Source organism: Pseudomonadota bacterium, from assembly GCA_010028905.1.
GTDB lineage: Bacteria > Vulcanimicrobiota > Xenobia > RGZZ01 > RGZZ01 > RGZZ01.
Map to the genome: position 1 here is coordinate 1 of RGZZ01000254.1, position 7,350 is coordinate 7,350.

The 7,350-nt window shown below is 66.9% G+C and carries 9 protein-coding genes; 7 read left to right on the forward strand and 2 right to left on the reverse strand.

Going from position 1 to position 7,350, the window contains the following annotated elements:
• The 3 genes from EB084_15920 to EB084_15930 form a co-directional block, all read left to right on the forward strand.
• Positions 1-976, forward strand: a 976-nt coding sequence (locus tag EB084_15920; protein ID NDD29745.1) for a GNAT family N-acetyltransferase, incomplete at its 5' end; no start/stop codon positions are given.
• A 1-nt stretch (position 977) separates the two neighbouring features.
• Positions 978-1,532 carry a hypothetical protein gene (locus tag EB084_15925; protein ID NDD29746.1) on the forward strand — a complete coding sequence of 185 codons (555 nt, stop codon included), beginning with the start codon at positions 978-980 and terminating at the stop codon, positions 1,530-1,532.
• A gap of 41 nt (positions 1,533-1,573) precedes the next feature.
• Entirely contained in the window at positions 1,574-2,776 is a 1,203-nt protein-coding gene (locus EB084_15930; protein ID NDD29747.1) for a cytochrome P450, read from the forward strand.
• A gap of 66 nt (positions 2,777-2,842) precedes the next feature.
• Here the strand turns inward: EB084_15930 and EB084_15935 are convergent, their stop codons facing one another.
• Positions 2,843-3,814 carry an FAD-binding oxidoreductase gene (locus EB084_15935; GenBank protein NDD29748.1) on the reverse strand — a complete coding sequence of 324 codons (972 nt, stop codon included), beginning with the start codon at positions 3,812-3,814 and terminating at the stop codon, positions 2,843-2,845.
• 134 nt (positions 3,815-3,948) lie between these two features.
• Between EB084_15935 and EB084_15940 the strand changes: the two genes are divergently transcribed.
• The 4 genes from EB084_15940 (at position 3,949) to EB084_15955 (ending at position 6,855) form a co-directional block, all read left to right on the forward strand.
• Positions 3,949-4,353, forward strand: coding sequence for a hypothetical protein (locus tag EB084_15940; protein ID NDD29749.1), 405 nt, complete (start codon positions 3,949-3,951; stop codon positions 4,351-4,353).
• Between the two features lie 97 nt (positions 4,354-4,450).
• Positions 4,451-5,026, forward strand: coding sequence for a peptidylprolyl isomerase (locus tag EB084_15945; GenBank protein NDD29750.1), 576 nt, complete (start codon positions 4,451-4,453; stop codon positions 5,024-5,026).
• Positions 5,027-5,548, forward strand: a complete 522-nt coding sequence (locus EB084_15950; protein NDD29751.1) for an NUDIX domain-containing protein — start codon at positions 5,027-5,029, stop codon at positions 5,546-5,548.
• Between the two features lie 74 nt (positions 5,549-5,622).
• Positions 5,623-6,855, forward strand: a complete 1,233-nt coding sequence (locus EB084_15955) for a hypothetical protein (GenBank protein NDD29752.1) — start codon at positions 5,623-5,625, stop codon at positions 6,853-6,855.
• Between the two features lie 269 nt (positions 6,856-7,124).
• Here the strand turns inward: EB084_15955 and EB084_15960 are convergent.
• Positions 7,125-7,350 (reverse strand): molecular chaperone HtpG (locus tag EB084_15960; GenBank protein ID NDD29753.1); only part of this gene is annotated, 226 nt, incomplete at its 5' end.

Genomic DNA, 7,350 nt, shown 5'->3' on the forward strand with positions numbered 1-7,350 from the left:
GATCGTCGAGGCAATCGCTCGCACCCGCTTCCTCGTTGATCCCATTCGCACGTGGACCGAGGACGCGCTTCGTGAGTTTGTCGTGGAGCGCGTCCGCTTCGGTCTGCGCGAATCTCCCGATGTAGAGGTCTTGCTCGACGAAGAGGGCGGCGTTGTCACCGGATGGGTGATTCTGCATCACGGTTCGCAGGAGTGGGCCAGCGGACGACCGCGAAGCCTGATCGTGCAGCCCACCCATGTGACCTCGCCCGCACTCCTCCACGAGGCCGTGCGTCGCGCTCGGCTTCGCGGGTCCGAGCTCATCTCGGCCGATGTGTCGACCAATGCGCCCGAGCAGAACGCCCACTTCATCGCGGCGGGGTTCGTGCCCGAGATGAACCGAATCATCATGCGCCTCGACGCCGAGGAGGCCGAGAAGCGATCGCGCGCGCTCTCCCCGCGGGCCGTGGAGCGGGCATCGCGCGCCTATCGCGTGCGACGGGCCGAGCCGTCTGACAGTCTGACGCTCATCTACCTGGCCACGGCGTGCGTGCCCATGATGTTCCACGAGCAGCGGGCCGCCGACATGGACTTCATCCAGATGCGGTTCCTCGAGCTCTATGGCGAGCTCGATCTCACGCCGGACAGTCCCTACCACGTGTGGGTGGCCGAGACGCCCGACGGCGACCTGGCCGGGGCCATCATCATCGACGTGTGGCACACCAAGGTGGTCGATCGAACCTGGCAGGCCCACGTCATGGACATCTCGGTCCTCCCCGACCACTGGGGTCGCGCCGTGGGCGTGGTGCTCGGCGCGCGGGGGGTCGAAGGCCTCACGGCCGAGGGTGTGCAATATGTCTCGGGAAACATCGGCACGCACAACGACCGCGTGATGTCGCTGGCCACCCGGTTCGGGTTCGTGCCGGAGCAGACGCAGTACGTGCGGCTGCTGCACACCGAGGCCGCTGACGATACGGAGGAGCCAACCCATGGATAGGATGTCGCAGATTCTCTCGGAAGGCGTCGAGTGCCCGTCGTGCGCGGAGAAGAGCCCGCAGGACGCCGTGACCTGCGGGTCTTGCGGAGCCGCGCTGCGCGTTGAGGATCCCAGCCTCTCGGTGACGGCCGGCGCCGGTCTCGACAGCGGACATCCACGCGTTCCCGGCGAGGTTCCCCTCGAGGCGTCGCCCAACTTCATCCTGCTGCAGAAAGCCGCGAACGGCGCGCGCGACGCCAGCATGCCGCCAGAAGAGTATCGCGCCGCGGTGAAGCGGCTGCGCACGCTCTCCGACATCGGGCAGAAGATCATGTCCACCGATCTGGTGAAGGATCGCGTCGCGGCCCTGCCGGAAGATCAGCGCGCGGCGTGCGAGGATCTGCTCGGCGGGTTCGTGGACATCGATGCGGGAACGACGCGCATGCTCGCCTGGCTGACCAGCGGAGATCTCCTCGACGTCACCGAGGGGGCGGCGCTGGCCGAGCGCGGATTTCGCCTCGTGGAGCGCGCCCGCGACACAGCCAGCTGGCTGTTCGCGCAGGAATCCGGCGACTGATCTCGCGGGTTCCCGCGCATCGGAGGAGGACGAATCCCATCATGGACCTTCTGGTACTCGACGAGAGCGACATCGTTGCCGATCCCTACCCCATCTACACCCTGATGCGCGAGCTGCAGCCCGTGTCCTGGAGCGACAGTGCCGAGTCGTGGTCGCTGGTGCGCTACCGCGACGTGCAGATGGCCCTCGCCGATCCCAGGTTCTCGCTGCTCCGCGCTGACCGGATCGTGGCCCGGGTGCCTCCCGCACAGCGTCCAGCCGCGGCGTTGCTCGCGTCGATGATTTCGAAGTGGCTCTTCTACGTCGATCCCCCTGAGCACACGCGCCTTCGCGGATTGGTGATGCGGGCCTTCACCCCCGCGCACGTGAAGCGCCACGAGACGCTCGTTCTCGAACAGGTGAACGCGCTCGTCGATGGCCTGCAGGGTGGGGGAACGGTCGAGCTGATGCGTGACTTCGCCCTGCCGCTGCCGGCCGCGCTGGTGTCAGACATCCTGGGGACGCATGTCGATATCACCCAGCTGGTGACGTGGTCGGCTCATCTCGCCGACTTCATCGGGAAGGTGGATATCTCGCCGGAAGAGATCGCGGCCGCCTGCGTCAGCGCTGATGAGATGGCCGCGCACTTCCGTGAGGTCATCGCCGCCCACGAGAAGGCCCCCGGCGAGGGGCTCATCGCCAGCATGGTGGCGGCGCGTCAGAGCGGCGCCCACGTGTCTGACGACGACATCATCGGTCTCTGCGCCCTCATCATCGGCGCGGGTCAGGAGACCACCAGCAATCTCATCGGAAACGCGGTGCTCATGATGCTCGAGAGCTCGGCGCTGCTCGCCGAGCTGCGAGGCGCGCCGGACAAGATGTCTGCCGCGGTGGAGGAGTTCCTGCGCCTCGAGAGCCCGGTGCAGATCACCGCGCGGGTGATGCTCGAAGACGTCACCATCGACGGCTTCACGCTGCAACAGGGGCAGCACGTGAACCTCGGAATCGGAGCGGCCAACCGAGACGAGGAGCAGTTCCCAGACGCCGACGCGTTCTCTCTGACGCGCTCTCCGAACCGACATCTCGCCTTCGGTGCCGGCATCCACTTCTGTCTTGGCGCCTATCTTGCGCGCCTGCAAGGGAGGGTGGCGCTCAGCGCGCTCATCGAGCGATACCCCCGGATGCGCCTGGTGGGGTACGAGCGCATCCCCAACATGTCGTTTCGCGGCATGAAGACGCTCCACATCGCGCTCAACCCAGCCTGACGCCCACTGCGCCCTGTCAGTTCGCGCGATTCAGGCTCAACCCGCCCTGACGCGCGGTCACCGCACTCAGTCGAGTCGCTCGACGGCCTCCTGGGCGCATCCCCAGGAGAGAGAGACGCCCGCACCCCCGTGGCCGTAGCAGTGAACGATGAGGGAACGCCCCTTTCGCTCTCGCTCGAGCCGCACGGTGGGGCGACCCGGGCGCAGGCCCACCGCGCGCCCGATGACCTCTGCGCCCCGCAGGATGGGGACGATCTCGATGGCGCGCCGGATCATGGCCGCCTCTGTGGCCGGGTCGGGCTCGAGGCTGTCACTGTGCGCCTGGGCGGTTCCCCCCACGATGAGCTCGTCACCTCGCGGGATGAGGTAGGTGAGTCCACGCGGGCCTTCGTCATCGCACCAGAACTTCTTCACGCCGCGGTTCTCGAGACGCACGATCTGTCCGCGAACGGGGTAGACCCCGAGATCGGGGACCAGCTCGCGGGCCCCCAGTCCGGTGCAGTTCACCACCCGCGCGTGATCCACGTCTTCGAGGCTCGAGAGCGTGGCCTCTTCGAAGGTGGCCCCCAGGCGCTGGCATCGCTGCTCGAGCCAGGGCATGTAGCGGTCCATGGGCACGAGCGGCACCTTTGCGCGCCAGGTCTTGGCGTATTCTGGCAGGTGGGGCGGTCCGGCTGTCTCCTCGAAGTCGCGCACCACGTCTGCCCACGACGGTTGCGGCGCGCGGGCGTCAGCCTGCAGGTCGACCATCTCGAGGGTGCGGATGCCCGTGGCCGGATTCTCTTCGAGCTTCTCGAAGGCGCGCAGCGACAGGCGAAACCACGTCAGGACACGGTCGGCGGGCTCCGCGAGGTACGGGTAGGCGATGGCGGCCGCCACGTCGGAGGTGGTGCGCGGGGTGCGTTCGCGTGCCACCACGTGCACGGCCCAGCCCTTCTCGAGCAGCAGCGATGCGCAGCTCAGGCCCACCACGCCCGCGCCGAGCACGACTGCGGTTGTCTTTGGCATGCCGCGGCCATTCTGGCGATGCCCGGTCATGTCCTGTGTGCCGCTGGGGGAAGGGCCGTTCGCGGGAATCGCGGCCTTCGAGCGCGAATCGACGCCTCACGCGGATCACGCGACCGCAACATCGGCCGCTCACACCGGAGCGGCCTCACCTCCAGGGAGCCGCCTTGCCCAGAACTGTCTCACCCCGCCGTGCGGTATTCGCCCTGCTCGCCCTCGTGGTGGGCTTTGTCGTCATCGCCCCGCCCCCCGCTGGCGCGCTTTCGAAGAGCGTCATCCTGCGCCTGCGGGCGGCGGCTCGGGCCCAGTACCCGGACGCGGGTGACGTGATGCGCCGCTACAGCGTCATGGTGTACCGCGGAAAGGCCTACGCCACGACGCGCGGCACAGTGAAGGGGGTGGAGACCGTGGCGGTGTGGGAGTACGTGCCTGACGCGTGGCACTGCATCTTCGACTACCCGAAGACCGAATCGGCTTCTCCCCAGGTGACCCAGCGATATCGCGCCTACGGGTTCACGGCGCGCCAGCAGAATGCGGTGCTCGCGAAGCCGAAGCCGTTTCCGGATTCGTGACGTCGGCGCAGGGACGGGCCCTGGCCGAGGGCGAATCCCCCGCACGACCGAGCGGCCTCGAGCGGGCTCCTGGTCCACCAACGAAGCGAGGAATGCCATGATCACCAAGGACAAGGTCGTGTCGATGCACTACACCCTGAAGGACGATGAGGGGAACGTCATCGACGCCTCCGAGGGCGAGCCTCTCGAGTTCCTGCACGGGCACGCCAACATCATCCCAGGGCTCGAGAAGGCGCTGAGCGGCCTCGCCGTCGGCGACAAGAAGCACGTCGAGGTCCAGCCGGAAGAGGGCTATGGCGCCTACGACGCCGAGCTTGTCGACCGCATCGGGCGCGATCAGTTCAAGGGCAACCTCCCGCCGGTGGGGTCTACGGTCGAGCTCCACTCCGACCAGGGTGACGTGCTCATCGGACGCATCAGCGAGGTCACCGAACAGCACGTGGTGTTCGACGCCAACCATCCGCTGGCGGGCAAGCGACTTCACTTCGATGTCGAGATCGCCGACGTTCGCGACGCCTCGCCCGACGAGATCGAGCACGGCCATCCGCACGGCGCCCACGGGCACCACCACCACGACCACGAAGAGGGCGACGCCTGCGGCGAGGGCGGCTGCGGCGCGTGCGGCGATGGCGGCTGCGGCGACGAGGCCTGCGACTGCAGCCATCCCCACTAGATGATCATCCGACCCACATGGTGCCCGGGCTGCGCGTCGAAGCTTCGCACGCGCCGCCTGGGGCCCCGCAACGAGCCTCACCCGCACTGCCCGGCGTGCGGCTTCGTTCATTACGACAATCCCGTCCCGTGCGTGGGCGTTCTGGTGATGCACGACGGGCGCCTGCTGCTCGGAAAGCGCCGCCAGAACCCGTTTCGCGGATGGTGGAACGTGCTCGGCGGCTTCGTCGAGGGGCGCGAGCACCCGGAAGAGACCGCGGTGCGCGAGGTGCTCGAAGAGGCCGGGGTCGAGGTGCGCCTCGAAGGTTTGCAGGGCATCTACATCGATCGCTACGGCAAGACGCCCGAGATCACGATGAACCTCGTCTACCGAGGCACCCTGATCTCGGGCGAGCCGCAGGCGGGCGACGACATCGCCGCGCTGCGCTGGTTCGCGCCGCACGAGATCGATGTGTCGCGCATCGCATTCGCCTGCGGGCGGACCGCGGTGACGGCGCTGCTGGCAGACTGGCCGCGCGACTGACGACAGGTTGGGCAGGCGGGGTGCTGCGTGCGCAGCGATGAGGTGGCTTCGCCTGAATGAGAAGGGATATTGTCATGGAGCGCCGCGATATGGTGTTCGTGCCCACGTGCCTGGAGCGCAAGGCTCATCGCGAATCAGCCCTGCTTTCTGTCTTGAAGCGCAGCTCGTCCATCTTCTTCATCTTCGTCTACCTGGTCTTTCTCGCCGTCATGTTCTTCATCTTTGTGCGTGAGGTTGGCGAAGGCAATCACAGGGTGAACATCCCGTATGGGCTGTACGGCCTGGGGCTTGGGGGCATCACGGCCTTTTTTCTGATTCGCGAACAGGTCCGGCGCTTTCAGGGGCCAGACCCTGTCGACGCGAATCACGGCATCCACATCGACACTGAAGCGGGCGTCATCTACGCAAGCGACGGGGTCACGTCGGTTGTGCCCCTTGATGACGTTGAGGCGCTCTACACGAATGCCCTTCTCAATGACAAGTGCCTTTGGGTCAATGTCGAGCCTTCCGAACACCGTGCCTCACGACAGAGACACTTCAGGGACTACCTCGACAAGCATGGGTTCGACTGGCCGAAGGTACCGGACTTTGCAGTGTTCCTGGCCTGCAAGCGCGGGACCGTTGCGGTCTGTCAAACAGATCGTCTCGAGGCAATGCTAGTCGCGGGACAGCGGTTGAGGGGGCTGCTGGGGCGCCCTTTCTACTGTAGCAACGGCTACAACGCCGACGCGCTCGTGGCGCGTAGCGCTGAAGCGGGACGCGAAGCTTCGTCTGGCCTCGCTGCTGAGAGCCCGCAGGGGAAGGAAGACTGGATCAGCTGGCGGCTGGCGCAGGGGAGGAAGGGCGCAGCGCTCACCAGCAGGGCAACTGCCGAGGGGTATCGTCTCACCCTCACAGACACCGCTGGCGTGCTCTGGATGATGCTGGTGCTCGCAATGTGCGTGCTCATCGGCTACTGCGCGCACGACAGTCTCGTCTTGCTTGGCTGTCGCACTGTCTACGTCGTCGCCTTCACGATCGCTCTCTGTGCGGCGAGCGTGGCTCTGTGGTGGCCCTCGGCGCGCCTGCACGTTGACATCTCTCGTCGTCAGGTGCGGATCTCGGAAGGAAGGTTCTATGCGCCCGTCGAGTTTCCCGTGGACGCCATCCACGACATCTATAACGCAACGTTCGCGCTTGGGGCGGTCGTCATTGAGCTCGGGAGGTTTGATTCGCAGACGATCACCACCCGCCAAGACGCCGAGGCCTTCGGGTACGCGCTGGCTGATTGCGTTCAGCGGCTTCGCGTGGCTGCGGGTGAGCCGTAGCGGCTGGCTTTCCCACAGAAAGCCAGCCGCGCTCTCTGTGGGAAAGCGAGGCTGAGCAGCCGGTGTCTCGGCGCGAGCCCTTTCGGTGGGGTCACCGCCGGCCCCTCAGGCATGACGGAGTCCCGCAGCCTCCCTCGGCAAGAAAGCCGGAAGCTCGGCCGAATCCCCCTCTGTAGCGGTTGCGGGATGCCCGCGACCCCAATGGAGCGTGGATCGGCCGATCTCTTGGCCCCTGAAGGTTGACCGGCGCGCCCGCTTCGGCCGCGCCTCTAGGCCTGCAGCGTCTTTGCCAGGTGGTCGGCGGCCAGCTTCGTGAAGCGCGCCGGGTCGGCCACCTCGCCCCCCTCGGCCAGCAGGGCCAGCCCGAAGATGAGCTCGGTGGTCTCGGCCAGCGACGCATCGTCCTTGCGGGTCTCGTAGGCCGCGTGCAGCGATGTCACCAGCGGGTGGGTGGGGTTGAGCTCGAGCACGCGCTTGATGGGCGGCATCGACTGG

Excerpts from the sequence above, each read along its gene's own strand:
- EB084_15930 (NDD29747.1), top strand. The coding sequence starts at position 1,574 with ATGGACCTTCTGGTACTCGACGAGAGCGACATCGTTGCCGATCCCTAC.
- EB084_15935 (NDD29748.1), bottom strand. The coding sequence starts at position 3,814 with ATGACCGGGCATCGCCAGAATGGCCGCGGCATGCCAAAGACAACCGCA.
- EB084_15945 (NDD29750.1), top strand. The coding sequence starts at position 4,451 with ATGATCACCAAGGACAAGGTCGTGTCGATGCACTACACCCTGAAGGAC.
- EB084_15925 (NDD29746.1), top strand. The coding sequence starts at position 978 with ATGTCGCAGATTCTCTCGGAAGGCGTCGAGTGCCCGTCGTGCGCGGAG.
- EB084_15955 (NDD29752.1), top strand. The coding sequence starts at position 5,623 with ATGGAGCGCCGCGATATGGTGTTCGTGCCCACGTGCCTGGAGCGCAAG.
- EB084_15950 (NDD29751.1), top strand. The coding sequence starts at position 5,027 with ATGATCATCCGACCCACATGGTGCCCGGGCTGCGCGTCGAAGCTTCGC.